The sequence below is a fragment of the Streptacidiphilus jeojiense genome (genome assembly GCF_000719095.1).
Taxonomy (GTDB): domain Bacteria; phylum Actinomycetota; class Actinomycetes; order Streptomycetales; family Streptomycetaceae; genus Streptacidiphilus; species Streptacidiphilus jeojiensis.
The window spans coordinates 68,485-92,658 of sequence record NZ_JOEH01000009.1 but is presented as its reverse complement, the minus strand read 5'-3'; the positions used below and the strand labels follow the sequence as shown (position 1 = coordinate 92,658).

Genomic DNA, 24,174 nt, shown 5'->3' with positions numbered 1-24,174 from the left:
GCCGATGATCCGTGGCGCCTGCGCGCAACCGCTCCCGATGCATGACGTCGTGTCAGTTCCTAGGAGAATCTGCATGACCATACGGGTCAATGCCGTCCGGAGCGGGCGCATAGGCAAGGTCGCGCTCATTGCCGCGACCACCGCCGCCGCCCTCCTGGCCACCACCACCGCGGCCACCGCTGCTTCGGCCGGCGCCGGCGGTACCGCCGGGACGGGCGCCGCGAGCGCGTCGACCACGCCCAAGCGGGTCGGCACCGCCGCCCGCATCCCGGACGGGGCGGTCAGGACCGGAGCCCCCGCCGGCAGCACCGCGGTCACCCTCAGCGTCGGGCTGGAGCCCCGCGACCCCGCGGCCCTGAAGTCGTTCGTCGCCGCGGTGTCCACCAAGGGCAACGCCCAGTACCACCACTACCTGGCCAAGGGACAGTTCGCCGACACCTTCGGGCCGACCGCGGACACCGTCGCCAAGGTCACCGCGGCGCTCAAGGCCGAGGGGCTCAACCCGGGCAGGGTCAGCGCCGACGGCCTGTCCATCCCGGTCAGCACCACGCTCTCCGCCGCCGGGAAGGCGTTCGGCACCGGCTTCGCCAGCTACAGGCTGAAGGACGGCAGCACCGGCTACGCCAACAGCGCCGCCCCGGAACTCGCCGGGAACATCGCCGGCTACGTCTCCGGCATCGCCGGGATGGACACCCTGATCCGGATCAACGCCAGGCACAGCACCCCGCGGACCGCGGCCTCCGCAGCCTCAGCGACCTCCGCGGCACGCGCGTCGACCGGCAGCAGCGCCGTGCGGGCCCAGGCCGGCACCACCGGGCCGCAGCTGTGCACCAGTGCCAAGAGCGCGCTGAGCAGCATCGGCAGCGACGGCGGCGGGTACTACAGCGCCGGCAACCTGGCCACCAGCTACGGCATGGAGCACACCTCGACCAGCGGTTCCGGCATCACCGTCGGCGTCATGGAACTCGAGGCCTTCTCCTCGTCCGACGTCGCGGCCTACCAGTCCTGCTACGGCACCGGCGCAGCGGTCAGCACCGTCAAGGTCGACGGCGGATCGAAGGTCGCGCCCGACCCCGACCAGAACATCGGCATCGAGTCGCTGCTGGACATCGAGGACATCGTCGGGCTGGCGCCCGGTGCCTCGGTCATCGACTACGAGGGCGTGGACGCGACGGTCCTGAACGCCAAGGGCGTGGCCGTCAGCAACCCGAACCTCTCGGACGCCGACGTCGAACACGTCTACCGGACCATGGTCACCGACGACCGCGCCCAGGTGCTCTCCTCCAGCTGGGGCAGCTGCGAGCTGGACACCTCGGGTGCGCTCATCAGCGCCGAGAACTACTACTTCGAGGAGGCCGCGGCGCAGGGCCAGACAGTCCTCGTCGCCTCGGGTGACGACGGCGCGAGCGGATGCGCCCAGGACACCGACAGCACCAACCAGTACACGGCGTCGACCGACGATCCCGCCAGCCAGCCCTTCGTCACCGCCGTCGGCGGCACCGATCTCATCGGCAAGCCGGCCTCGACCCGTTCCACCTGGAACAGCGAAGGCGGAGCCTCCGGCGGTGGCACCTCCGCGGTCTGGTCGCTGCCGAACGGCACCGCGCTCGACTACCAGTCCGGTTTCACCGGTTCCGGGTTCAGCTCCACGGCGTGCAAGCCCCACACCGGCTACACCTGCCGCCAGGTCCCGGACGTCTCGGCGCTCGCCGACCCCCACAACGGCTACGCCCTCTACTTCGGCGGCGGTTGGGGCACCATCGGCGGTACCAGCGGCGCGGCCCCGACCTGGGCGGCCCTGACGGCCATCGCCGACGCCCAGACCACCTGCAAGGCCAACGGCCCGCTCGGGTTCGTCAACCCGGCGCTGTACTCGGCGGCCCGCACCGCGTACGCGGCCGACTTCTCCGACATCACCCTCGGCAACAACAACATCGGCCACGGCGGCTACTCCGCCGCCACCGCCGCCGGCTACGACCTCGCCACCGGTCTCGGCGAGCCCAAGGCCGGTGCGCTCACCACCAGCCTCTGCGCCGCACTGGCCGCCCCGGCGACCGGCGCCGGCACCTACCACGCGGTCACCCCGACCCGTCTGCTGGACACCCGCAAGAGCGCCATCGTGCCTGCCTACGGCATGACCGGCGTGCAGATCGAGGGCAACGCGGGCATCCCGACCTCCGGGGTCACCTCGGTGGTCCTCAATGTGACGGTCACCGGCACCACCAGTTCCGGCTACCTCACCGCCTGGGGCGACGGCACCACCCGTCCCAAGACGTCCAACCTCAACTGGGTCAAGGGCCAGACCATCGCCAACCTGGTGACCGTCCCGGTCTCCGGTGACGGCGGCGTGGACTTCTACACCACCGGGCCCACCCAGGTCATCGCGGACGTCCAGGGCTACTACACCGACGACACCAGCGGTCTGACGCTCACCACCGAGAGCCCGACCCGCATCCTGGACACCCGCTCCGCCAAGGGCGTCAGCACCAGGACGGCGATCACCAACAGCACCGTCAGCCTCGCGGTCGACGGCGCCAACGGCATCCCCAGTGACGCCAAGGCCGTCGTGCTCAACCTGACCGCGGTGGGCACCGGCGGCTCCGGCTACCTCGCGGCCTACGCCGAGGGCGGCAGCGTCCCGACGGTGTCCAACGTCGACTGGTCCGCCGCCGGGACCGTCATCGCCGGCCTGGCCGTCGTACCGGTCGGCGCGGACGGCAGGGTCAGCATCAAGGTCGTGGGCAGCAGCCATGTGCTGGCCGACGTCTTCGGCTACTACACCGCCGACGCCGGCGGCAGCTCGTTCACCGTCGCGGGCCCGTCCCGGCTGCTCGCCAGCACCGCGGTCGCCGCGGGGCAGCATGTCGCGCTGCAGGTCACCGGCCGTGTCGGTATCCCGAGCGGGATCAAGGCCGTGGTCCTGAACGTGACGGTGCTCGGCTCGACGGCCGGCGGCTACCTCACCGCCTGGGCCGACGGCGCCACCCGGCCGCTGGCGTCCAACCTCAACTGGTCCAACGCCAACCCGATCCCCAACCAGGTGATCGTGCCGGTCGGCTCCGACGGCAAGGTGGACCTGTACGTCAGCAGCAAGGCCAATGTGATCGCCGACGTCTTCGGCTACTACATGTGACGAACGGCAGGACGGGAGTCCGCCGAACCGAAACACACCGGGGCCCCGCCGACCAGACCTCTGGTCGACGGGGCCCCGGCCGGTACCCGGACGCCGTGTCAGCTGTAGCCGTCGGAGCGCTTGCGGTGCATGGTGAACTGCTCGAAGACCGAGAGGTTCCCGTTGGGCATGTTGACGTTGTAGTAGGTCACCTGGAGCCGGGTGGTGTCGCCGGGGTGCCGGCCCGGGTCGACGGTGAAGGCCGCGAAGCCGTAGGGGTGCTCCAGGTCGCGGACCCCGGTCCAGACCGCCTGCTCCTTGACGTAGGTCGAGGTGCGCTTGCCGTTGGAGCCCGCGGTCGCCGACACCGCGGTGATCACCTTGGCGGTGCCGTCCTTGAAGAACGCCTGGTTGGTCGTGCCGGACACACCGCCGCCGCCCAGGATCATGTGCACCGTGCCGAGTGAGGAGTCGATGTCGTCGGTGGCGGTGGAGACCGGGTTGGGGGTGAGCGTCTCGCTGCCGGAAACGACGCCCTTGACCGCGAGCGAGCGCTCGTAGTTGTGCTCGTGACCGCAGACGACCAGGTCCACGCCGTACCGGTCGAACAGCGGGCCGTACTTCTGCCGCAGCCCGAGGTCGGCGCCGTTGGCGTCGGAGGAACTGATCATCACCTGGTGCATCGCGACGACGATCCAGTCGATCTCGCGGGAGGACCGGGCCGCCTTCAGCTCGCGCTCCAGGAAGGACAGCTGGCGTCCGCCGGAGTAGCCGCTGATGTAGATGTCGCCGCCGTCCTGGAGGGCGTTGTCGTCGTTCTGCAGCACGATCACCCGCACCGAGCCCGCGGTGAAGGCGTAGTACAGGCCGGCCAGCTCGGCGTCGGTCTCGGTCGAGGGGAGCGAGAAGTAGGTCTGGTAGGCACCGAGGCCGATGGGGCCGTTGGCGCTCTCGATCTCGTGGTTGCCGGCCGCCGGCATCCACGGGCGGAAGCGGGCCGAGCGGGTGTTGTTGGTGAAGAAGTTGTTCCAGGTGCGCACCCGGTCCACGTCCAGGTTGGCGTAGCACAGGTCGCCGTTGAGCAGGTGGAACAGCGGCGCGACCTGCTCGATGCCGGCCACGATGTCCTTGGAGGCGGGCGTCGAGTTGGCGTCCAGGCCCACCGGGCCGGCGGCGGTCCAGGTCACCTCGGGCGTCGCCTGGTCCCCGAAGCTGGTGAAGGTCAGCGGCGCACGGCCGCGGGGCGCGGTGCGGAAGTTGCCGCTGTCCGGGGTGGTGCCGCGGTGCGACACCAGGTAGACGTAGTCGGTGGCCGGCTTCAGCCGGTTCAGCGCGGCGTGGTGCACGTAGACGGTGCGGCCGGACTTGCCGTCGACGTAGGTCCGGGTCTGCGCGGAGGCGCTGGAGCCGAAGCCGTCCTTGAGCGTGCCGTAGTGCACCTGGGGCCGGTCGACGGCGCCGTCGGTGATCCAGGAGACCACCATCTGGCTGCTCGGGTCCGCACCGAAGGTCAGGTGCAGGCCCTGGACCGGCGGCGCGCCGGCCGCGTCCGGGGTCAGGCTGAACGCGGGGGCGCCGAGCGGCGCGGCCGCCTCCGCGGTGCCGGCCCCGAGCAGCGGCACGGCCACCGCTCCCGCCCCTGCGGTTCCCAGAAGCCCGAGGGCGTGGCGGCGTGAGAGCCCTCCGGGCTCCTCCGGGGTTTCGAGCTGTGAGTCCATGGTGTCGTCCATGATGTTCCTCCAGGGCAGGCGCAGCGGACCGCCCAACCCTGTTCCCGCCCGATGACGGCACAGTGAATACGGCCTTGCGTACAGCCATGCACCTGACGACTCATCACCCTCGCCGACCGCCGGGTGCCTCCGTCGAGGCACCCGGCACCCGGCACCCGCTTCCGGGCTCGGACCGTGCGACCGGGCTACTTGACCGTGATCGCCGCAGCCGCGCTGGTCACCGCGCCGGTCACGCCGTTGCCGGCCCACACCACCCGGTAGGAACCGGAGGACGAGGCCTTGACCTTGTAGGAGTACGCCCCGGTGCTGGAGGTGGTCGCCGTGCCGGCGGCGGACCAGGTGGTGCCGCCCTTGGCCTCGAACTGCAGGGTCAGCGTGCGACCGCTGTAGGCCTTGTAGGCGGAGTTGTCCAGGTCGGCCCGGGTGAGCTTGCCGGACAGCGTGAAGTAGCTGCTCTTCTTCGGGGTGGCGGTGCTCTTCGCCAGGGTGATCTCGGCGTTGCGCTTGACGGTGAACACCGTCCCGGTGGTGTCCCAGGTGGTACCCCCGTCTGCGGCGGTGACCAGCAGCTCAGCGTCCCAGTTGCCGGCGAGGCCGTTGTACACGTACTGGTCGGCCTTGTAGTTGTACGCCGAGTAGGTCTCGGCGTAGGTGCACACCGAGGTGGTGGCCGAGCTGGCGGTGCAGGTCGCGCTGCCGCCGTAGGACTTCAGGTAGGACTTGGAGTAGGCGAGCCCCTCCTGCTCCTCCACCGCCGGCAGGCCCATCAGCTTGAGGCTCTTGATCCCCGAGTCGTCCGAGACGGTGACCGTGTAGGTGACGGTCCTGGTGTTGGTGATCCCGAGGACCACGGAGGTGGCCTTGACGGAGTCGATGACGGGAGCGGAGGCGGTGTCCGCGTAGGCCGCCCCGGGTGCGGCGAGGGCCGCGAGGGCGGTGGTGCCGGACAGCAGGATTCCGGCGATGCGCTTGCGCATGGTGCTCCGTAACAGAACAGGGCTGAGGAGGGTCCGGGTGTTCCACGGACCCGCGAGCCTCGTTCTAGGTGGGAAAGCTGGCAGGAAGCCGGTAAGAATCCTGTCATTGACCTGGGACTTCAGCCGGGCGCCGGAGCGCCTGGCCGAGCTCGCCGCGCCGACACCCGAAACATGAGCACAGGGGACCGGGCCAGGCCAGGCCTGGATGGGTAGTCGACGATGCACTGGAGCACCCTGCAGCGCAGCCGCCCCGCAAATATGATACTTCCTCAACTTCACCTCAATTCCCTTGAGAATCAGGTGAGTTCAGGATTGACTCCTCTCATCGCCGGTCAACGGGGATCGGCGAATCGCCTGGACGGGAGTCCTGTCCGGGCTGTCACGGGGACAAGTGAATGAACAGGCGAAGCATCGCCGCCGGCCTGGCCGGCAGCGTGGCCGCAGCATTACTGGTGGCTGCTCCGGCAGCCACCGCGGCAAGCAGCACCAAGGCCGTCGTCTGCACGGCCGGCAGTACCTCGGTCACCTGGAAGAACGTGACCGAACCCTGGGTGGTCACCCACGCGAAGCGGGTGGTCCGCCCCGGCACCGGCAGCACCAGGGTCCTGGTGACGGTGCCACAGATCGCCTTCGTCAAGGCGTCCGTCACGGGTGGGGGAGCCCCCGCGACGGTCATCGGCAGCCTCGCCCGGAAGACCGGCCTGGCCCTCGCCCCTTCCGGGGCACAGACGCCCAGGAAGGCCGTCGTCACCTGGAGTCCGACCAGGAGCGGCAGCTACGTGCTGTACGCGGGTACCCGCAGGGTCCACGGCAGCTATGTCGCCAGGACCTGCAACGCCCACGGCACGGCCGTCACCACCAAGTCCGGCAGCACCACCAGTTGGACAACCCCGCTGAGCACCGGCGTGGTCCTGTGCGGGGCCATAACCGTGCCACCGGGCGGCCTGGCCGCGAAGGCCCGCAGCAGGTACTGCTGACCGTCGGCCCGACTCTCATCGCACCTTTCACGCACGTCGCACCCTCGCGCGCGTCGCGCCCTCATGCACCTCGCACGTCACCCTCATCGCGCTCATCGCGCACAACACCCTCATCGAGCAAGGAGCTCCACCAGCCATGCGCAGAATCGCCAGCGCCGCCCTCGTCACCGCTATAGCGGCCTCCGGACTGGTCGCCGTCGCGGCCCCCAGCCAGGCCGCCACCGTCCACCCGATGGGCTGCGTGGACGCGGGCGTCCACTACTCCTTCTCCAAGGCCAAGATGGTCTGGCGGCCCACCAACATCTACAGCCCGTGGGGCAGGAAGGGCTTCACCTTCTCGTACACCACCAGCAAGACCGGGACCTGGAGCGCGACCGGCACCGCCACGGTCGGGACCGAGGCCGGAGTGATCTTCGCGAAGGCGAGCACCCAGTTCTCCCTCGCCATCGGCAAGACCTGGTCGCACACCTCGTCCTGGGGCGTCAGCGGGACGATCTCGTCGCTCCCCAGGGGCAAGACCCAGGGCCGGACGATGATGTACCACAAGGCCGAGCAGTTCACCACGAAGAAGTACACCGTCAACCACACCTGCTCGAAGACGACGGTGAACTGGACCAAGACCTTCGTCGCCCCGTACAAGAGCAGCGACAACTCCACCTACCTGTGGGGCTACCAGTACAAGTAGCCCACTACGCGGGGCCCGCGTCCGCTCCCCCGGACGCGGGCCCTTCGGCCGTGCGGACGGCGCCGCCGCGGTTCAGCGCAGCCCTGGCGATGCCGCCGACCTCGGGACCGGCCTGCGCCAGCACCCGCCCGTCGGGCGCCCAGATCCCGGAACGACCGAGCGCCTCGTCGAAACCCTCGCCGGTGGATCCGGCGAAACCGGCGAACGCGACCCACACCCCGTGCTCCCCGGCGATACGCCGGGCACGCTCCGGCGGGACCGCGGCATCCCGCCGGTGGTCGAGGATCCCCGCCGCGTACACGTCCATCCCCTCAGCAGCCAGGGCCGCCGCATGGCCGGGGATGCCGGTGTCCCGGCAGACGGCCAACCCGAGGCGCCAGCCGTCGACCTCGACCACGGCCGGCACGTCCGGTCCGGGACTGAACCGACCGGCCTCGCTGGAGTGCACATGGACCTTCCGGTACACCACCGTGGCACCCGCACCGTCGATCGCCAGCACAGCGATGTACGAACGTCCGTCCGGATCGTCGACCGGCGCACCCACCAGCGCGAGGGTCCCGCTCTGCGCGCAGGCGTCGACGATCGGCCCGAGCCGCGGATCATCAACAGCCACGGCCGGGGCATCGAACTCATAGCCCGTCAACGACAACTCGGGAAACACCACCACCCGCGCACCAGCGGCCCGCACGGCATCCGCATGGGCCACCGCGTTGACCGCGATCCCGTACGACACGCACGGAGGCTGGGCGACAGCGAGAACCAGGGAGTCGGACACCCGCAGATCATAGGGGGACCTGCACACCCCTCCGGCACTACTTTCCGGTGACCGGGTCCGCGTCCGGGTTGGGCGTGCTCAGATCGAAGTACGAGCCGGCCGGCGCCGGACGGTGCTGGGGCAGCGGCGGTACGGCCGGGCGGCCGGCCGCCTCCCAGCCCAGGACGGCGCTCGCGCGCTGCTGGGTGAAGAGCGAGGTGCCGTCCTTCGAGTAGGTCCAGGGCTCGAAGGCGACCATCCTGCCGATGGCCCGGAACTGCTCCACGGCCTCGGCCCAGCGCTCGTTCCGGACCAGGAAGATCGCGAGCCAGGCGCGCATCGTATTGACCCGGAGGTGCGCCGGATCGGCCGCCGCCAGGTCGATCAGTGCCTCGTCGATCGCCCACCGGACCTGTTCGCCACGCCAGAACGCGGGGCGCAGCTCGGCGTTCTCGGGCCGCAGTTCACGGTTGAGCAGGTCCAGCCGCAGCAGGCTCAGCAGCGAGCCGTCCGGTGCCGCGGCGATGGTCTGCTCGGTGAACTCCAGGACCAGGTCGGTCGAGCCGTGCCAGCGCGGCAGCCAGTAGCTCTGCGCCGAGATGTGCGCCAGCACATGGTGCGGGTCGCGCGCGAGCACCTCCGCCCAGAGCGTCCGGAACTCGTCGTTCTCCCACTGCAGGCCCTTGGCCGCGCCCAGCAGCACGACCCACGGCGTGGGGTCCTCCGGGCTCAGGGCGGCAGCCTCCCGGCAACGCTCCGGGGCCTGGCGCAGCACCCGGAAGAAGCCCTCCCACTGCTCCCGGCCGACCTTGCTCGACACATCACCGGTGCGGATCTTCCAGGCCAGTTGGACCAGTGACGACGCCTCGATGGCTGCCGCCGCCCCGTCCTCCGGGTGGGCCTGCCGCCATGCCTGCAGCCAGCGGTCGTCCTCCGCCGCGAGACTGCCGAGGATCGAGGTGTAGAGGTAGCGGCGTTCCCAGTCCCGCCCGGTCTCCCACATCAGCGCACCGACCGGCTGCCAGTCCCCTGCCTTCACGGCGAGGACGGCGGCGTCCAGGGCCGGATGGTCCACCGGCCAGTCGGTGCGCAGTTCCGCCCGCAGCGGCAGCCCGTACTCGGCCGGCTGGATGGTGCGGCTGCTACCGGCGTCCTTGGTCGGACCGGCGGCGGCCTTCGGCGGGCGGCCCTGACCGGTGATCCGGTCCAGGAATCGTGGCATGACGGTGCTCCCTCTCCCCTGCTGCGACTGCGTTTTCCACTGCTATGACAACTGCTGTACGAGTAGCCGTAGTTGACTGGTCGACGGCCGACCCGCGACGACCGCCTCGACGGCCGGCTGCAGGCGGTCGGCGAATCCCTCCGGCAGCAGTTCGGTGCGGAGCTCGAAGCGGTGGCTGTGGCTCCAGGACAGCGGCCAGCCGCCACGCCCGGCATCGGCGACGGTGACCTCCACCAGCGACCGCAGCCGCTTGCCGAGGTCGGTACGCAGGTGCTCGTCCCGCAGGCGGCCGGTGGTGCCCTTGGCGATTTTCGGTTCCGGCAGTCGGTCGCAGAGCGAGGCCAGCCCGCCCCGGTCCACCACCTCCAGTACCTGCATCAGCGTGGGACTGCCGCCGCTGACCACAGCGGCTGCCGAGAGCAGCGGCCCGGCCTGCTCCAGGGCCCGGGCCCGGCCGGCGGTGTGCAGCAGTGTCGCCCAGTCCACCTGCTGCTTGCCGTTGTTCTCCGGCTTCCAGGCCGAGCGGGCGACCGCCCCGAACAGCGGCGCGGGCAGGTGCAGGAACTCCGTCGCGCTGCCGCTGTCCCGGCCCCGGCCGTCCTCCGGCAGCGCCTCGATGGCGGCGACCCGCTCGTCCATCGGCGGGTGCGAGTCGTACGGACTGGCCGCGCGCTTCGGCAGGTCGCGCCGGATCGCGTCGAGTTCCTCGATCCGCTCCGGGTCGGCGAGCAGGTGCCGGAAGCCGCCGATGAACTCGTCGGTGTGCGGCAGCAGTCCGAGCTCGCTCGCGGAGGCGGCGTAGTGGCCCAGGTAGAAGTCGAACCCGGCGTCCAGGGCCGGGATCTGACGGAGCGCGGAGGCGGCGTTGTCACGTCCGGCGATCCGCACCGCCGCCAGGTCGGCGGCCCGCTCCTGCTCCCGGCTGATGGCCTGGGTGGTGCGCAGGTAGCGCTCGGCGTAGCTCTTGTAGAGGGCGAACAGCGCGGCGCTCAGGTTGTTGCCGCCGTGGAACGCCCGCAGCGTGTTGGTCATCGAGTCCCGGCCGCGCTGGACCAGCCCGGCGAGCCGGGTGTCCTGGTTGGAGTAGTGGCCGAGTTCGTGCCCGACGACGGCGTCGAACTGGGCGGGGGTGAGCCCGATCAGCAGTGGTGCGCCGAGCAGCATCCGGCGCTTGCCGGGTATCAGCCCCAACAGCCAGGACTCCTCGTGCACGGCCGCGTTGACATCGGCGGTTATCCAGATCTCCTTGGGCGGCCTGGTCCCCATGGCCTGCGCGAGCACCTCGACCCGCTGCCACAGCACCGGCTGCTCGAACCTGGTGACCCGGACACCGGGGGGCTTGCGCATCCGGTTGCCACGGGTGAAGAAGATGCCGCGGAGGATGGGCACACCCGCCAGCGCGCTGAAGCCGAGGGCGTAGAAGACGAGCCGGGGGCTGGGGTCGCCGGCGTCCAGCACCAGGTAGTCGATCGCCAGCAACAGCGCCAGCAGCCCGAACCCCATCGCATAGAACCCGACCAACAGCCCGGCCGCCCGTACCGCCCTGCTAGAAGTCCTCGGCCCGCTGGACATGCCTGCCACTCTTCCCCCCGCCCGCCCTGATGTTCCGCGGAGAGTACCGCCCACCAATACCCCCTGCTCCACAGGGGTACGGGTTCGCCCAATGCCCCCGCGCAGTGGTACCCCGACCACGGCTCATCGCGCGACCCGACACGGAGCAAGGTCAGTACAGGTAGTAGCCCTCGACGTCGAGGATCGCGTCGGTACTGCCTGCAGAGTTGGTAATCATGGTGGAGTGGTTGGATCCGGCCCCGTTGGTGCGGATCTCTGCCGAGTTCGCTCGTGTGTCCCCAGCGCCGAGGTTCAACGAGGATGTCCCAGGGTTGTAGCCGGGTATCTGCACAGCCAGCCAGGTGGCGGCCGTGGTGTTGGTCGCCGTGAGGTTCACCATCAGCATCGCAGTGTCCTGCGGTATGGCGTGGGAGCCGACCACCAGCGAGCTGATCGAACCGCGGGCCTTGATCTTCGCCTTGGGCACGCCGGTCCCGTTGCGGGTGTCCACGACTCGGGTGGGATCTGTGGGGAAGAAGGCTGCTCCCACACCGTCGACTATTGCGTAGGAGTCAGCGATCAGGTCCACGGACCCGGCGTTGTTGTAGAGCGAGACGGTTCCGTCAGCGGCAATCGGGACCAGAACCTGGTTCGAGGTGGTCTGCCCGGCCCGGAAGTTCAGCACCGAACTCTTGGGGCGGGCGCTGCCGCCCGCGTAGGCGGTCACGTAGCTGTCGGCGGTCGCGTTGGTCTCCGTGAGGTTGAGCAGGACTGCCTTGTCACTGTCCGTGCCTGGGCAGCAGTCCGGTTTGAAGGTCAGCACCTTTCCGGGACCGATCTTGCCGACCGGTGCGCCGGAGAAGGGCCAGCCGGTACCGGTACGGGTGTCCAGTAGCCGTGCGGGACCCCATTCGTTGACGAAGCCACCGCTTTGGGGCAGGGCCTTGGTGGTGTAGTAGCCCTGGACGTCCGCGATCAGGTCGACGGTGCCGTTGTAGTTGGCCAGGTCGACGTAGCCGTCTGTGCCGACCTTGACGGTGACCTGGTTCGGCACGGTCTGCCCGGCCCCCAGGTTCAGCGTCGATGCGACGGGGCGCGGCGACCCGTCCGGATAGACGGTGATGTAGGTGGCCGCGGTGGCGTCAGTAGCCGTGATGTTCATCGTGACCGCATCGACGCCCGAGGCGGGAAGCCCGCTCTGGCCGGCCACCTTCAAGCGCAGGACCCCGCCGGCACCGATGGTGTGCTGGGGTGCGCCGGTTCCGTGGCGGGTATCCAGGATGCGTACCGGCCCGAACGGCACCAGACCGTCGCCGACGCTGACGAGCGCGTTGGCTTTCTGGGTGCGCCCGCCCTTGTCGGTGACGGTGACGATCGCGGTGTACGTGCCGGGGTGGGGGTAGGTGTGGGCCGCGCTCCAGGGGTCGGAGTTGGTGACCGGGATGGTGCCGTCGCCGAAGTCAAAGGTGTAGCCGGTGATCGGCCACGGGCTGCTGGAGCTGCTGAAGAGGGCGACGGCGAGGCCCGACGTCGCCGGCCTGCGTACGTATTGCAGGGTGGCCGTCAGTGGGCCGGGTGGATTGACGGTGACCAGGGCGGAGCCGTCGCTCGGTGAGGATACGGCTGCGGGGGCCTGGGGGACGGTGGCGGTGGCGCTGACCTGGTAGGGGCTGGAGGGGTATGTGGTGGCCCGAGTGTAGGTGTGGCTGGCCGAGGGGGAGCCAGTGGCCACCTTGGTACCGTCGCCGAAGTCGAAGGTGTAGCTCACCCCGGCGGTGTGCCATGGATTGGCCACCGCCACCGATGCAGTCACCGGGAAGGGGGAGGGCCCCTGCGCCTGATCGACCGTCACTGCACCCAGCGACAGCGGATCCTGGCGCTCGACCGCACCGCGGTCCACGGCAGAGCCCGGCAGGGCACTGGTCGCCAGCGGATCGCGAACCCGCTGGTGACCGTAGGCATCGGTAGCAGTCAGGCCGACAGCGTCCGGGGCACCCGAGTCCACCGCAGGGGAGCCCTCCGCCGGGGACAGGTCGCCCGCGTCGAGCTTGGGGTCGGCCTGGATGTCGTGGGTACCCTGCCCGGTGGCGACGAACTCGGTCGGGCCGGAGTAGGAAGTGCCTGACCAGGAGTAGGCGGCAATGCCCGGAGCCGGGTCGACCAGGTTGTCGTCGGCAATCGCGGTTGCCGCCGCAGTAGCGGCAACCGACAGCTCCGGCCGTGCGGAGGTAGTGTCCTTGAGACATCCCCCGTCTGCGGTCCCGGTCCTGGCGACATTGTCGCCGCTCATGATGTTGTTCTCCACGGTGGTATGCACCGCGGCGCCGGTGACCTCCACCGCGTCGAAGCAGTTGCCTGTGAAGGTGTTGCCAGTGATTACCGTGTCGGCCGCGCTGTCGGCCGCGACACCGTCCCCGCGGCCCCCGGTGATCACATCGGAGCTGATCGTGGTCCGGGCCACCTGCGCTCCGATCACAATGCCCGCGGCCGCAACCGAGCGCCCGACGGTAGTGCGGGTCACCGACACATCCGCAGTGGTGGCCCCCTGGATGGACACGCCTGCTCCCTGGCTGGAAGGCTTCTGCTGCAGGTACACACCGTGCATCTGCAGCCGGTCCAGACCGATCCGCTGGGAATCCTGGACCAGAACACCGTCCTGCCGGAGGTCGATGCCGCTGACGTCGACATCGTGGACACCCGTGAGCGTCAACCCTGTCGGATCTGAACTGAGCAGGACCACCTCAGCGGGTCCCGCGGAGGTGATCGTGATCGGCTTCCCCGCCTCTCCCGAGCGCGTGACGGTCAAGCCCCCGCTGTAGTAGCTGTCCGGTTCGATCAGCACCGTCTGCCCGGGCTCGGCGGCGTCAACCGCAGCCTGGATGGTGCAGAACGGCAGCACGGCCGTCCCCGGGACGCTGCCGGAGTCGCTGCACGCCTTCCCTGCATCGACCAGCAACGAAGTGGCATCCGCAGAAGCCGCGTCCGTACCCAGACCGCCGATCAGCAACGCGGCAGCAACCACGGCCATTAGTGCGCGGCTGCGCGGCATACGTAACTCCCCCAACGGCCCGAATGATCCGAACGCTACGACCCCGGCCGACGAATTGTGTGGTGACACCTGTGTGGCTGCTGAATGCTACCCATACGAAACACGTCACGGAAGATCAACAAAGCTTCCACCAACGGTTGATTGGATATAAGACCGACAAAACTGGCGCAGGGTAGCGTTGCCCTTGCCGGGATCCCCATCCGTGCAGGTCACTCGGCCGGCGACCGTTGTCGAGGAGCACGGCATGATGATCGACTGTGCTGCTGCGCCACCAGATCACCGTCCGTGACGACAGTTTTCAAGACCACCGGAAAACCCTATAGCGATGACGCGCTGACCTGTGCAAACGTGCCCCCGATACCGGCCCGGGGGAACGCATAGTCCACGTCTGGTCCACACACCGTGGGACACCCCGGAACAGGCTGACAACTGCCTCCGTCAGCCTTCGTGTCAGAGGAGACCCGTCATTCGGGCCGGACGCGGCGGTCCGCGTGCAGGGCGTGCCATTGGGCTGCGGTGAGCCGTTGGGGCAGGGACGGTGGGCGGGTGAGCAGTTCGAAGACGTAGCCGCAGGCGTCGGCCTCGTCAGTGAAGCGGAGGTGGATGTCCGGCTGGAGGCCCTTCTTCGCCATGCCAGTGACCCAGAGTTCGTCGAACTGGTCCCACATGAAGGCGAAGACGTCGGTGGGCCAGCGGTGCAGCAGCGGATCGCTGTCCTCGGTCCAGGGGTCGGCCGGATCGTGGTCGATGTGGTAGGGCTCGTTGCTGCCGGATGCCTTCAGCGCCGCATCGAGTTCGGCGCGGGTGGTCAGCGGCAGCCCCTGGTCGCGCAGTCGGCGTTGCTCGGCGCGGGTGGGGTGGGTGGCTGCCAGGTCCTGCTCGGCGCGGGCGCGCAGCGCGGCGGTCGTGTTCGCCCAGGCCGCCCGCTCCTCGGCGAAGGGGGTGCCGTTCGGCTGGGTGAGTTCCTCGTGGACCCGGCGGCAGGCGGTTGCCTCATCGGGGAACTGCGCCAGTACGCCGGGCCAGCCCGGCTCCAGGGCGCTACTGCCCTTGAGATACCACTGGCCGGTGCGGTCACTGCCGGTGAGCAGCAGGGCGTCGACGGGACCGCTGTCGGGGGCGGCCGGCGGTTGCTCGCCGGCGATGCGCAGCGAGGCCGGGTCGATCCCCGCAGCGGTGAGCGCCCTGCGGAGTGTTCCGGTGTTCACATCCATCCCTTGTTCCCGTACTCCAGTGCGAGGTATTCGACTGTCCAGTCGTGGCCCAGCTCCGTTGCGAGCCTGTCCGCCAGGGCAGCGCCCCTGGCATCCAACTCCGGGCCGTCAGCTGTGCCGTACTGCGCCTGATGATTCACGGCCTGGCTCCATGCATAGAAGTCGTCCACCAGCCCCGGGGTCAGCTGTAGTCCGGCGGTCGGCTCGTCGGGGGAGAAGTCACCGAATCTCTCTGCCCGCAGCGGCCCGTGGGCATACTGGCCCTTGACCTGCAGAACCCGAGGAAGCTTGGGCACCGGGTGCGGCCTCAAGTGCCAGTGGAACGCGCCGCAGTGCCAGCAGGCCAGGTGCGTACTGCCGTGGAGTTCGTCGTGGACGCCCAGCATCCACCCGGGACCGAGATCTGCGGCTACCCGGAAGCCCAGTGCGGCCGTGACTCCACGCTTCCCGTCGCCCGGGGTCGCGCACCACGCGCGGACTGCCTCGGCCACATCCTGGGACAGAGCCAGCATCGGGTCGTCAGGGGAGACCCCGGCGCGCGGGTCCCTCCCCACAAGGAAGGGGAACCCGGGCAGCACGCCGACCCGCTGCAGAAGGAGAGCGCGCGGGCCACGGGGCGCGAAGGGCTGGTTCATCGCGCTGATGCGAGGCTTGGTCCGACCACGGATCCGCTATCGCCCACTGTGATAGCCACGCTGCGCTCCGTTCCGTTGTAGATCAGATTCTACATTGGCCAGCCGTTGTCCTCTCCCTGCTGCACTGGTAGCACAACAGGCCCGGACAATGTCCGGGCCCGTTGCGGAGAGGTCACCCCTGCCGCATGGCAACTTCTGGTTGGGGAAGCGGTGCGCTGCTCTAGCCCAGGGGCATCGGGAGCCCCGGGATCTCGCCGCGTAGTGCGCGTAGAGCTGCTCGGTTGAGCGCACGCAGCCCGGCCAGGTCGTTGAGGAACAGCTTTACCACCCGCCCCTCTCCGCCCTCCCAGTGGCACGGGGTCAACGATGCGTCCGTGATCGCACCGTCCAACACGATCACGACACTGTGCGCCGACTCACCGCGGTGGAAGGAAAGACAGAACCGCTCTTCTGAGAGCTTGGTCACCGCGGTCAGGACGGCTGTCATCGCGCCACCGTGTACAGGGTCCAACTGCTGTCGAAGTCCGCAAAGGTCACCATGTCGCTGCTTCCGTTCCACGGGTCAAGGATCTTCAGCATTGAAGCCGTCGACTCGGCTCCGTCGACCACGACGAAGTGGTATCCACCGGGGCTCATCAGCATGGTGGAGTCGCCACGGTTTTCAACCCCTTGCAGCATTCGGGCTGGCCGGGACCTCGCGCCCTGATCGGTCCCGGACGGGTCTCTGCGCTACCGACCAAGGCCGCAGCCATCATCCCCGACCTGATCCAGCGGCGGTTCACCGCGCCGATGCCCAGCCTCAAACTCACCGGAGGCATCACCTGCTTGAGCCTCACCGTCGAGGCGATCACCATCGCACACCAGGCCGGACTCGTCGCCGGCAACGCGATCATGCACACCGACAGGGGCGGCCAGTACCACTCGCACACCCACTGCAACACCTGCGACGCCTCGACATCCGCTCCAGCACCAGCCGTACCGGCTCCTGCCTCGACGGCACAGCAGCAGAGTCGTTCTTCGCCACGGTCCAATCGGAGATAGGCCGCGCCCACCGGCCAAGTTGGTCCGGTTGACGACATGTTGCTCGGTGACGGGTAGGCCGGTAACGAGTGGCTAAGGATTCCGGAGCCGTCAGGCCGGTTGTAGTCGATTTGACAGCTTTGGTCTCCGTGCGCAGCAGTACGATCACGCGCGCCTTCTGTTCGGATGATCGAAGGCACGCCCGTGAAGGGGGAACTGTGCCACGCGCACGACTTGTCTCTGTCCCCGTCGTGCTGGCCCTCGCCGCCGCCGCGGTGGTGACGACCACCGCCCGCGCCGACAGCGCGACGACCGGCATGCTCTATGTGAACGATGCCGCAAGCTGCAGCGACACTGCCGGCGCCGGCAGCGCGTCGCTGCCCTACTGCACGCTTCAAGCCGCCGCGAACGCCGCGAAGCCCGGACAGACCGTCAAACTGACCGGCCCCACCGGAGAGGACTTCTACGGGCCCCTGGTACTCACACACTCGGGTGCCCCGGGCGCCGCTATCACTATCGACGGATCGGGCGACAACCTGTACCCCGTGTCGAAAGGCGCGCCGCTGACCCTGCGGAACGTCCACGACATAACCGTGGAGAACCTTCAGATCGATGCCAACCCCGGGGCCGACCTCGTCGACGTCGTGGGCTCGCAAAACGTCGTGCTCGACGGCCTTCAGTCCACAGGTATGGCGTCCCCGGCCGTGGTCAACGGAATCAACATCGACGGCGGCTCGTCGTCTGTGACGGTGTCACGCGCCCAGATCCAGGGGATGCTCAGCGGCAGCGACATTCTTGTCCAAACCGGTGCACAGCACGTCACGGTGACGACCAACTATCTCCGCGACTACGAAGCGTCCGGAACACTGATCCATGTATCGGGGGCATCCGGGGTCGCCATCACCGGAAACGCCCTGAACACCGTAACGAAGGCCCCAGCCATCGAGGTTGACGGCGCCGTTTCGGCGACCACCGTGGAGAACAACGTCGGCCTCGTCGATCAGGCCCCTGCACTCTCCGTCTCGACTACCGCCGCACCGCAGGTGTCGGACAGCTTCAACACGTTCAACGAGAACCGAGCGGGCACGGCTGCATACTCCTGGGGAGGCACGGACTACTTCACCAGCGCGGCCCTCACCGCGGCCACCGGCCAAGGTGCTCACGACATCCTCACAACCCCCGGAACCGGCTTCCCGGAGGGTACCGGCGTCGTTGACGCGGCGGACTCGTCCGCCCCCGGCGAGCTCAGCACAGACCTCTACGGGAACCCGAGGGTGCTCGAACCCCGCTTCCCACATCTGGGTGCCGGCCCGTACGACTTCTACGACCGGGGTGCGTGGGAGATCGAGGACTCCATCGGCTACACCGCTCCGACCAGCCCCCAGGTCACCACGGTCGGCACCTCGGTGGACGGCCAGGCCACGCCGGTGCCCACGTCGGCCTGGCACGAGCAGCTGACCGCGACGGTGGACTTCGGCGACGGAAGCACACCGCAGTCGGCCCCCGTCGGCACCGCCGTCCCGCACACCTACACGCAACCGGGCACCTACCTGACCACGACCGTCATCACCAACACCGACGGGTACTCGGTGCGTGACAGCCGGGACGTGGAGGTACTGAGCGACACGGTCGAGCAGCCCGTGCTGAGCGCCAAGCCCGCGCGCACGGGTGGGTACTCCCCCGGCACCATGGACTTCTCCATCTCCGGCACGCCGGGGGAGATCTATCGAAGTCTGACGCTGGACCACGGCGACGGAGTGGTCAGCGATTCGGGCCGGTGGCAGAGCTCCGAATACGCCTACACGCACTCCGGCATCTATCCGATCAAGCTGACCGCCGTCGACGATCTCGGCCGGACCGCCACCGCCTCGGCGACAGCAGTCGCCGGCGCCGACTTCGTCCCCCTGGAGGGCGGTCCCCGGCGCGTCTACGACAGCCGCACCGCTGGGCACACCGCCATCCCCGCCCACGGCACGCTCCGGCTCGCTCTGGCGCACCCGCAGGACGGCAATGAGGCGCTGGTGCTCAACCTCACCGCCACCGACACCCGGGCCGCCGGCTTCGTCACCGCCTACCCGGACGGCACCGCCGCGCCGACCGCGTCGAACCTCAACTTCCGTGCCGGGCAGACCATCGCCAACCAGGCGACGGTGCGCACCGGCGCCGACGGGTACGTCGACTTCTCCAACGGCAGCTCCGGGCCGATCGACCTGGTCCTGGACGAGGTCGGCTCCCAGTCGATGACGGTCGACGGCACCGAGTACCGGCCGGCAACTCCGACCCGCATCCTCGACACCCGGACCTCGGCCCACCAGGTCCCGGGACACGGCACGGTCACCGTCCAACTCCCGGCGTCGCTGCGGCCCGCGGGCGGCGGGCCGGACACGCTCGAGGTGAACGTCACCACGGCGCGCGAGCACAGTCCGGGCTATGCCACCGTCTACACCACCGGAAGCCCCCGCCCCGGCTCGTCCAACCTCAACTGGTCGGTCGGAACGCCCGCCGCCAACCTGGTCACGGTGACGGCTGACTCGCAGGGCCGCATCACGCTCTACAACGGAAGCCCGCAGCCCACAGACTTCGTGGTCGACTTCCTCGGCCTCTACCAGCCGACGAACGCCACGGGCCCGACCACAGGATTCGTCACGACGGCTCCGACCCGGGCGCTGGACACCCGCTACGGGATCGGCGCACCCGCCAGACAGCTAGCGCCGCACCAGCAGCTCGATCTCTGCCTTCCGGTTCCGGCCGGAGTGTCCGCCGTGGCGCTCAACCTGACTGTGACCGGCAGCAGTCAGGCCGGCTGGGTGTCGGCCTACCCGCACGGGACCACCCGCCCCGGCACGTCCAACATCAACTGGGGCCCGGGGGAGACCATCGCGAACATGACCCAGACGCCGGTCAGCGCGGACGGCTGCGTGGACCTCTACAACGGCGGCGGTGCCGCGGTCTCGGTGATCGCGGACCTGTCCGGCTACCAGTACACGCAGCCGTAAGCCGGGCAGCACACCGGGCGAGACGCAGGACGGAGGGGTCCCGCGGAGTCAGTCTCCGCGGGACCCCTCCGTCGTTCAATGGCGCCCCGCTGCACCTCGCCGAGGGTCACCGGCCCTGAACGGCGGATTCGCCTGGTCGTCGCAACGTTGCTGGTCTCATGCTCAGAGCGGCGGCGAAGACCTCTGTCGGGGTCCGCCAGCTCAGGGTCTTTCGGGGCGGTTGTTGAGCCGGTCCTCGATCCGCCGCAGGTCCTCGGCGGTGTGGACGGACAGGTCGGTGCGTTTGGGCAGGTACTGCCGCAGGAGTCCGTTCGTGTTCTCGTTCGTTCCGCGCTGCCAGGGGCTGGCCGGGTGGGCGAAGAACACGCCGTCGCGCAACCAAGGCGCCAGCTCGTGATGGCGCGACAGCTCGGTGCCTTGGTCCCAGGTGAGCGTCATGCGGGTCCGGTCGGGCCCTGCAACAGCAGGATGATGCCGTCCCGGACGCTGAGCGAGTCGTGTCCCGCAGGCAGGGCGACCAGCCGCACGAGGCGGCTGTGGCGGTACACCAGGGTGGCGACAGCAGACCTGTTGCCCCGTCCGACCATCAGGCCTCCCTCCGGCCCTTCCACAACTCCGCCTACAAGCCACCCCATGGAGGCCCCGGAACGCCTCCACCAGCGACAACGCTGCCGAAATCTGGTCCACCGGTGGTCCACGAAAACTGGTCGACCCTGGGACGGGGCGAACACCCATGGGACAGGAATCGAAAAGGGCGGGAATCGGATAACCCCCGAGACCCGCCCCGACCTGCGTGTTCTGACCTGCGGAGAGCGATGGATTCGAACCCTCGGTCACGGTTCCCCGTGACGACAGTTTTCAAGACCGCCGCCGAAACCACGGCCAATCGCCCCTGACCTGCACCTATACCCGATCGAACGGCCTATTGCGACCGACGTGGTCCCCGCCTCCGGGTGGCAGTCCCATCGGTAGCCGCGCTGCGCCCCGCCCGTCCATGACGCTCCGGCCCCAGGTGCACTGATTCTCAGATCGTCGGCGGTAGCCACATGAAAATGCGCCTACAGGACCGAAAGTTTTCGATCGTACAAGTATCCATGAGTAGCATGGGACATCGATAGCTGTCGGAGGCGCCACTGACGAGGAGAGCGGGATGGCTGAATCGTTCCGCGTGGATCTTCACGCCTTGGAGGAAGCAGCTGCTGGGGTGAACGGGGTCCTCGACGAGATCAGCGTGCAGAAGGTGAGCAGCATCCCGCATGCTGCTTCGGCAATCGGGCATGACGGACTGGCGGACACGCTGTCCGACTTCCTCGGTCGCTGGCAACGTGGTGTCGACAACTTGGCCAAGGACGGCCAGGAGATCGCCAGTCGACTGACTGCAAACGTCAACGCCTACCACCGGGTCGACCAGGCTACGCAGCACGAACTCGACGGCATCTTGCAGGGGATGGGGACGGATCCGGGGGCGCAGTGACTGCGGCTGAACTGGGACAGACCAACGATCCAATAGCACTGATCCCTGGCGACCCCGCCTCGATCAGTCATACACAAGCCGCCTTGCATGCCTACGGCGATCTACTCCACCTCGCCGGCGAGGGGCTTCAACGTATCAATACCAGCGACGGCTGGAGCGGCGCTGCCGCAGATGCTTTTCATGCTGTCTTCCATGGCCAGCCCGGCAAGTGGCTCCAGGCCGGTGATGCGTTTCATGACGCTGCGGCTGCTCTGGACAGCTATGCGTCGGTGCTCGGCTGGGCGCAGATCCAGGCAGGCAACGCCATAAGCTTGTGGAACTCCGGCCAGGCGAACCAACAAGCCGCTCGAGACACCCTGGCCAGCGGGCGTAGCCAGTTGGCCGGCGCCGGCGACACCGCTGCCATCGCTGTCGGCAAGGCTCGTGATATGGCACCACCGAAGCCGGGATTCTGGTCACAGGTGGGAGATGACCTGGGATCGTTCTTCTCCGGCGCGGGCCACGTCGCTGAGCAGGTCGGCGAGACAGCGCTGACAGACCTGGCCTCGGTCGGCAATGCCATGGCTCACGACCCGGGATCCGTCGCCGAAATAGCTGGTGGGCTGGGGCTGGCCATCCTCGGCGCGGGCGGGGAAATCGGCGGGGTCGCTCTGGATGCCACCGGCATCGGAGCGCTGGTAGGCGTCCCAGTCAACGTGGTATCCGCCGGAGCGATCACAGGAGGCCTGGGCCTCGCCTCCGTCGGCTTGAGCAACGTCCTGGGTGACGCGGCAGGTCCCGACCGAGTCAACATGAGCTCCGACGGCACAGGCGGCGGTGGTTCCGGTGGCGATGGTGCACCCGACTCCACCGGCCACACTCAGCCAACCGGGACCCCCGATCCGAACGCCAAGCCGAGCGGGCAGACTACCAAGATCGGCAAAGACCAGGACGCCAGCGTCAAGCGCTCACTGCAGCGTGAGAACGAGTCGGCAGACATCTTGGCCCAGAAGGGCTACGACGTCGAGCAGAACCCTCAGGTCCCTGGCCTGAAGAACCCGGACTACCGTATCGAAGGGGAGATCTTCGACAATGTCGCCCCGTCGACCGGAAGCCCCCGGAACATCGCCAGCAGGATCCAGGAGAAGGTGGACGAAGGACAGACTGACCGAATAGTGCTCAACCTTGCCGACAGTCCGGTGGACATCAGCAAACTCAACGCCCAACTGCACGATTGGCCGATCGACAAGCTGAAGGAAGTACTTGTGATCGACAGTCAGGGCAACCTGATACATCTCTACCCGTAGAGTCTTCGAAACGGACAGCCCCCCATGGCCATCTCCCATAGCCTCAGCCTGGCGACCCCCCTGCCCACGGATCAAGTCGCCCTCGCAGTTCGCGACATCGCTGTGAGTACCGGCCTGCTCCAGGTACCGGTGGAACCTGGGGAGTTTCTCGATGACGGCGTGTCGACAAATTCCGGAACATGGATCCGAGTACTGGAACCCACAGTGCAGCCATGGGATCCGCTGATCACCGACCTTGGGATCAGGCCGACGGTCCGAGTGGCATTCAGACTCGACAAGACAACAGACCTCAGCGGGCAGGCGGACGAGATCATCCGCCTGGTCTCACAGCTCCTGGCCAAGATCCCCGGCGACGCCGTACTCCAATACCTCTTCGAAACGATCTGGCTTCTGCGACGCGGGAACGATCTGACTCTGAACGAAGACGACGACCTTTGGCCTGCCCAACGCTTGACCTTGTTGACCCAGCCGTACCGGCGAGAGACATACACCTTCTCGGAGGAGTGACCGGGTCCCTGCCGAGAACTTCATCCGCACAGGTCGAGCAACACGGAATAGTGATCGACCGTGCTTGAGGTGCACGGACGAGGTTTCCGGCAAGCGCAGCGTCACCGTCCAGGTGGAGATGCGTCCGCCTCGGAGATTGGCTGTTGCTTGCTCACCGCGGTCGCCCGCTGTCGAGACCGCTCGGGTGGAGGGCAATCCGAGCAGGTCTGCCGACCCATCGGACGGCCCTACGGGTTCTACCGGACCTCCGCGGCCAACAATGCGCGACTGGTTCTCGCCCAGTGCGATGCCGCGGATGGATAGTCTGGCTGGCGGCGAGCACTGATGCTCCATCAGCGACTTCGTCCAGGGGTGGGGGGCGATGTGACCATCAACGCCGCGGAAGCGGCAATGATCGGTGCGTCCATTGGAGCGGCCGCGAGCATCGTCACCAGCACAGTGACCCATATTTCGGCCAGCCGGCGCGAGCGCGTCGCCCGGGTGTGGGACAGGCGTGCGGCGGTGTACGACGAGTTGGTGGTCATCGTGCGCCGCGTAGGGCGGCTTCGGGACGCAGTGCTCGCGAGCGGCGAATTCCCCACGCACGGGGAGGCGCTGGTCGCAGACACCCTGGCGGTCGCCGCCCGACTGGGGCTCTATGCACCCGAACACCTTGTCTCCGCCTACAGCACCTCGACGGAGGCGATGGAACGGTGGTTGTGTGCCTGGGGTGAGTGGCACGAGCAGCAGGAGACGAACGCACGGATGACTAGAGTGGATCCGCTGTGGAACGCGTTCGTGGCCGACGTGGAGAGTTCCGAAAACGCCGATCAGCGCTTGATGCGCTTGCTTCGCGCCGACGCGCAGGGCCCGGTCGGCGCCGGGCGCTGGGCACAGGTGCGCGTGGAGCCGAAGCGCCGACGCGACCGTGCGCGGGGCGGTCCCCCCTGAGTTCGGGAAAGGAGACTCCGTCCCCTCTTCGCCATGGCTACTATGAAATATTCCG

General features: G+C 68.5%; 19 protein-coding genes, 1 tRNA gene and 1 pseudogene. 8 read left to right on the top strand and 13 right to left on the bottom strand.

Annotation, left to right across the window (positions count from 1 at the left end; translation table 11 throughout):
* Window positions 1-73: 73 nt before the first annotated feature.
* Window positions 74-3,133: a S53 family peptidase gene (locus IF29_RS0112965; protein ID WP_030253604.1), complete on the top strand. Its 3,060-nt coding sequence runs from the start codon at window positions 74-76 to the stop codon at window positions 3,131-3,133.
* A 98-nt stretch (window positions 3,134-3,231) separates the two neighbouring features.
* On the opposite strand, the gene IF29_RS0112960 is transcribed toward IF29_RS0112965, so the two are convergent.
* A complete protein-coding gene (locus IF29_RS0112960; protein WP_232242126.1) occupies window positions 3,232-4,842 on the bottom strand; it encodes a purple acid phosphatase family protein in 1,611 nt (536 codons plus the stop codon).
* A gap of 185 nt (window positions 4,843-5,027) precedes the next feature.
* On the bottom strand, window positions 5,028-5,819 hold the full coding sequence (locus IF29_RS43465; protein ID WP_051725242.1) for a DUF5707 domain-containing protein: 792 nt from the start codon (window positions 5,817-5,819) through the stop codon (window positions 5,028-5,030).
* A gap of 395 nt (window positions 5,820-6,214) precedes the next feature.
* Here IF29_RS43465 and IF29_RS0112950 point away from each other — a divergent pair, with 395 nt between their 5' ends.
* Both IF29_RS0112950 and IF29_RS0112945 read left to right on the top strand, forming a co-directional pair.
* Complete coding sequence (locus IF29_RS0112950; protein WP_030253598.1) at window positions 6,215-6,796, top strand: hypothetical protein; 582 nt, start codon at window positions 6,215-6,217, stop codon at window positions 6,794-6,796.
* 136 nt (window positions 6,797-6,932) lie between these two features.
* Window positions 6,933-7,481 carry a hypothetical protein gene (locus IF29_RS0112945; protein ID WP_030253596.1) on the top strand — a complete coding sequence of 183 codons (549 nt, stop codon included), beginning with the start codon at window positions 6,933-6,935 and terminating at the stop codon, window positions 7,479-7,481.
* A 4-nt stretch (window positions 7,482-7,485) separates the two neighbouring features.
* Here IF29_RS0112945 and IF29_RS0112940 read toward each other — a convergent pair whose 3' ends face one another.
* The 8 genes from IF29_RS0112940 to IF29_RS0112905 form a co-directional block, all read right to left on the bottom strand.
* The gene (locus tag IF29_RS0112940; protein WP_051725241.1) at window positions 7,486-8,256 is read right to left on the bottom strand and encodes a carbon-nitrogen hydrolase family protein; all 771 of its coding nucleotides are present in this window, start codon (window positions 8,254-8,256) and stop codon (window positions 7,486-7,488) included.
* A 37-nt stretch (window positions 8,257-8,293) separates the two neighbouring features.
* A complete protein-coding gene (locus IF29_RS0112935) occupies window positions 8,294-9,457 on the bottom strand; it encodes a DUF4034 domain-containing protein (protein ID WP_051725240.1) in 1,164 nt (387 codons plus the stop codon).
* Between the two features lie 42 nt (window positions 9,458-9,499).
* Window positions 9,500-11,029 carry a M48 family metallopeptidase gene (locus IF29_RS0112930; RefSeq protein ID WP_037595098.1) on the bottom strand — a complete coding sequence of 510 codons (1,530 nt, stop codon included), beginning with the start codon at window positions 11,027-11,029 and terminating at the stop codon, window positions 9,500-9,502.
* A gap of 151 nt (window positions 11,030-11,180) precedes the next feature.
* Window positions 11,181-14,057 (bottom strand): PKD domain-containing protein, encoded by a 2,877-nt coding sequence (locus tag IF29_RS0112925; protein WP_084714056.1) that lies wholly within the window; start codon window positions 14,055-14,057, stop codon window positions 11,181-11,183.
* 464 nt (window positions 14,058-14,521) lie between these two features.
* Entirely contained in the window at window positions 14,522-15,271 is a 750-nt protein-coding gene (locus IF29_RS0112920) for a hypothetical protein (protein ID WP_157623714.1), read from the bottom strand.
* Window positions 15,262-15,906 carry a hypothetical protein gene (locus IF29_RS0112915; protein ID WP_030253588.1) on the bottom strand — a complete coding sequence of 215 codons (645 nt, stop codon included), beginning with the start codon at window positions 15,904-15,906 and terminating at the stop codon, window positions 15,262-15,264. Before IF29_RS0112915 ends, IF29_RS0112920 begins: the two co-directional genes overlap by 10 nt.
* A gap of 220 nt (window positions 15,907-16,126) precedes the next feature.
* Window positions 16,127-16,393 carry a hypothetical protein gene (locus IF29_RS0112910; RefSeq protein WP_030253586.1) on the bottom strand — a complete coding sequence of 89 codons (267 nt, stop codon included), beginning with the start codon at window positions 16,391-16,393 and terminating at the stop codon, window positions 16,127-16,129.
* Window positions 16,390-16,542 (bottom strand): papain-like cysteine protease family protein, encoded by a 153-nt coding sequence (locus tag IF29_RS0112905; protein WP_198037432.1) that lies wholly within the window; start codon window positions 16,540-16,542, stop codon window positions 16,390-16,392. The genes IF29_RS0112910 and IF29_RS0112905 overlap by 4 nt, the downstream gene beginning before the upstream one ends.
* 635 nt (window positions 16,543-17,177) lie before the next feature.
* On the opposite strand from IF29_RS0112905, the gene IF29_RS0112900 reads away from it, so the two are divergent.
* Window positions 17,178-19,922, top strand: a complete 2,745-nt coding sequence (locus IF29_RS0112900) for a PKD domain-containing protein (RefSeq protein ID WP_030253580.1) — start codon at window positions 17,178-17,180, stop codon at window positions 19,920-19,922.
* 106 nt (window positions 19,923-20,028) lie between these two features.
* Here the strand turns inward: IF29_RS0112900 and IF29_RS46830 are convergent.
* The 3 genes and pseudogenes from IF29_RS46830 to IF29_RS45950 form a co-directional block, all read right to left on the bottom strand.
* Window positions 20,029-20,363 (bottom strand): annotated as a pseudogene (locus tag IF29_RS46830) (IS30 family transposase); the annotation flags it as partial.
* Window positions 20,357-20,509 carry a hypothetical protein gene (locus IF29_RS46825; protein ID WP_198037431.1) on the bottom strand — a complete coding sequence of 51 codons (153 nt, stop codon included), beginning with the start codon at window positions 20,507-20,509 and terminating at the stop codon, window positions 20,357-20,359. The gene IF29_RS46825 and the pseudogene IF29_RS46830, both read right to left, overlap by 7 nt.
* 222 nt (window positions 20,510-20,731) lie before the next feature.
* Window positions 20,732-20,814 (bottom strand) — tRNA-Ser (locus tag IF29_RS45950).
* Between the two features lie 258 nt (window positions 20,815-21,072).
* Here IF29_RS45950 and IF29_RS0112885 point away from each other — a divergent pair.
* The 4 genes from IF29_RS0112885 to IF29_RS0112870 all read left to right on the top strand — a co-directional run bounded on the left by IF29_RS0112885 (window position 21,073) and on the right by IF29_RS0112870 (window position 24,119).
* On the top strand, window positions 21,073-21,396 hold the full coding sequence (locus IF29_RS0112885) for a hypothetical protein (protein WP_030253576.1): 324 nt from the start codon (window positions 21,073-21,075) through the stop codon (window positions 21,394-21,396).
* Entirely contained in the window at window positions 21,393-22,682 is a 1,290-nt protein-coding gene (locus IF29_RS45945; RefSeq protein ID WP_157623712.1) for a putative T7SS-secreted protein, read from the top strand. The genes IF29_RS0112885 and IF29_RS45945 overlap by 4 nt, the downstream gene beginning before the upstream one ends.
* Window positions 22,683-22,706: 24 nt before the next feature.
* Entirely contained in the window at window positions 22,707-23,189 is a 483-nt protein-coding gene (locus IF29_RS43450; RefSeq protein WP_030253573.1) for a SitI3 family protein, read from the top strand.
* A 363-nt stretch (window positions 23,190-23,552) separates the two neighbouring features.
* On the top strand, window positions 23,553-24,119 hold the full coding sequence (locus tag IF29_RS0112870; RefSeq protein WP_157623711.1) for a hypothetical protein: 567 nt from the start codon (window positions 23,553-23,555) through the stop codon (window positions 24,117-24,119).
* Window positions 24,120-24,174 lie beyond the last annotated feature (55 nt).

Bases quoted from the DNA above. Each gene is read 5' to 3' on its own strand.
- IF29_RS0112965 (WP_030253604.1), top strand. From the start codon at position 74: ATGACCATACGGGTCAATGCCGTCCGGAGCGGGCGCATAGGCAAGGTC.
- IF29_RS0112960 (WP_232242126.1), bottom strand. From the start codon at position 4,842: ATGGACGACACCATGGACTCACAGCTCGAAACCCCGGAGGAGCCCGGA.
- IF29_RS43465 (WP_051725242.1), bottom strand. From the start codon at position 5,819: ATGCGCAAGCGCATCGCCGGAATCCTGCTGTCCGGCACCACCGCCCTC.
- IF29_RS0112950 (WP_030253598.1), top strand. From the start codon at position 6,215: ATGAACAGGCGAAGCATCGCCGCCGGCCTGGCCGGCAGCGTGGCCGCA.
- IF29_RS0112945 (WP_030253596.1), top strand. From the start codon at position 6,933: ATGCGCAGAATCGCCAGCGCCGCCCTCGTCACCGCTATAGCGGCCTCC.
- IF29_RS0112935 (WP_051725240.1), bottom strand. From the start codon at position 9,457: ATGCCACGATTCCTGGACCGGATCACCGGTCAGGGCCGCCCGCCGAAG.
- IF29_RS0112930 (WP_037595098.1), bottom strand. From the start codon at position 11,029: ATGTCCAGCGGGCCGAGGACTTCTAGCAGGGCGGTACGGGCGGCCGGG.
- IF29_RS0112925 (WP_084714056.1), bottom strand. From the start codon at position 14,057: ATGCCGCGCAGCCGCGCACTAATGGCCGTGGTTGCTGCCGCGTTGCTG.
- IF29_RS0112920 (WP_157623714.1), bottom strand. From the start codon at position 15,271: ATGGATGTGAACACCGGAACACTCCGCAGGGCGCTCACCGCTGCGGGG.
- IF29_RS0112915 (WP_030253588.1), bottom strand. From the start codon at position 15,906: ATGAACCAGCCCTTCGCGCCCCGTGGCCCGCGCGCTCTCCTTCTGCAG.
- IF29_RS0112910 (WP_030253586.1), bottom strand. From the start codon at position 16,393: ATGACAGCCGTCCTGACCGCGGTGACCAAGCTCTCAGAAGAGCGGTTC.
- IF29_RS0112905 (WP_198037432.1), bottom strand. From the start codon at position 16,542: ATGAGCCCCGGTGGATACCACTTCGTCGTGGTCGACGGAGCCGAGTCG.
- IF29_RS46825 (WP_198037431.1), bottom strand. From the start codon at position 20,509: ATGGTCGGACGGGGCAACAGGTCTGCTGTCGCCACCCTGGTGTACCGC.
- IF29_RS0112885 (WP_030253576.1), top strand. From the start codon at position 21,073: ATGGCTGAATCGTTCCGCGTGGATCTTCACGCCTTGGAGGAAGCAGCT.
- IF29_RS43450 (WP_030253573.1), top strand. From the start codon at position 22,707: ATGGCCATCTCCCATAGCCTCAGCCTGGCGACCCCCCTGCCCACGGAT.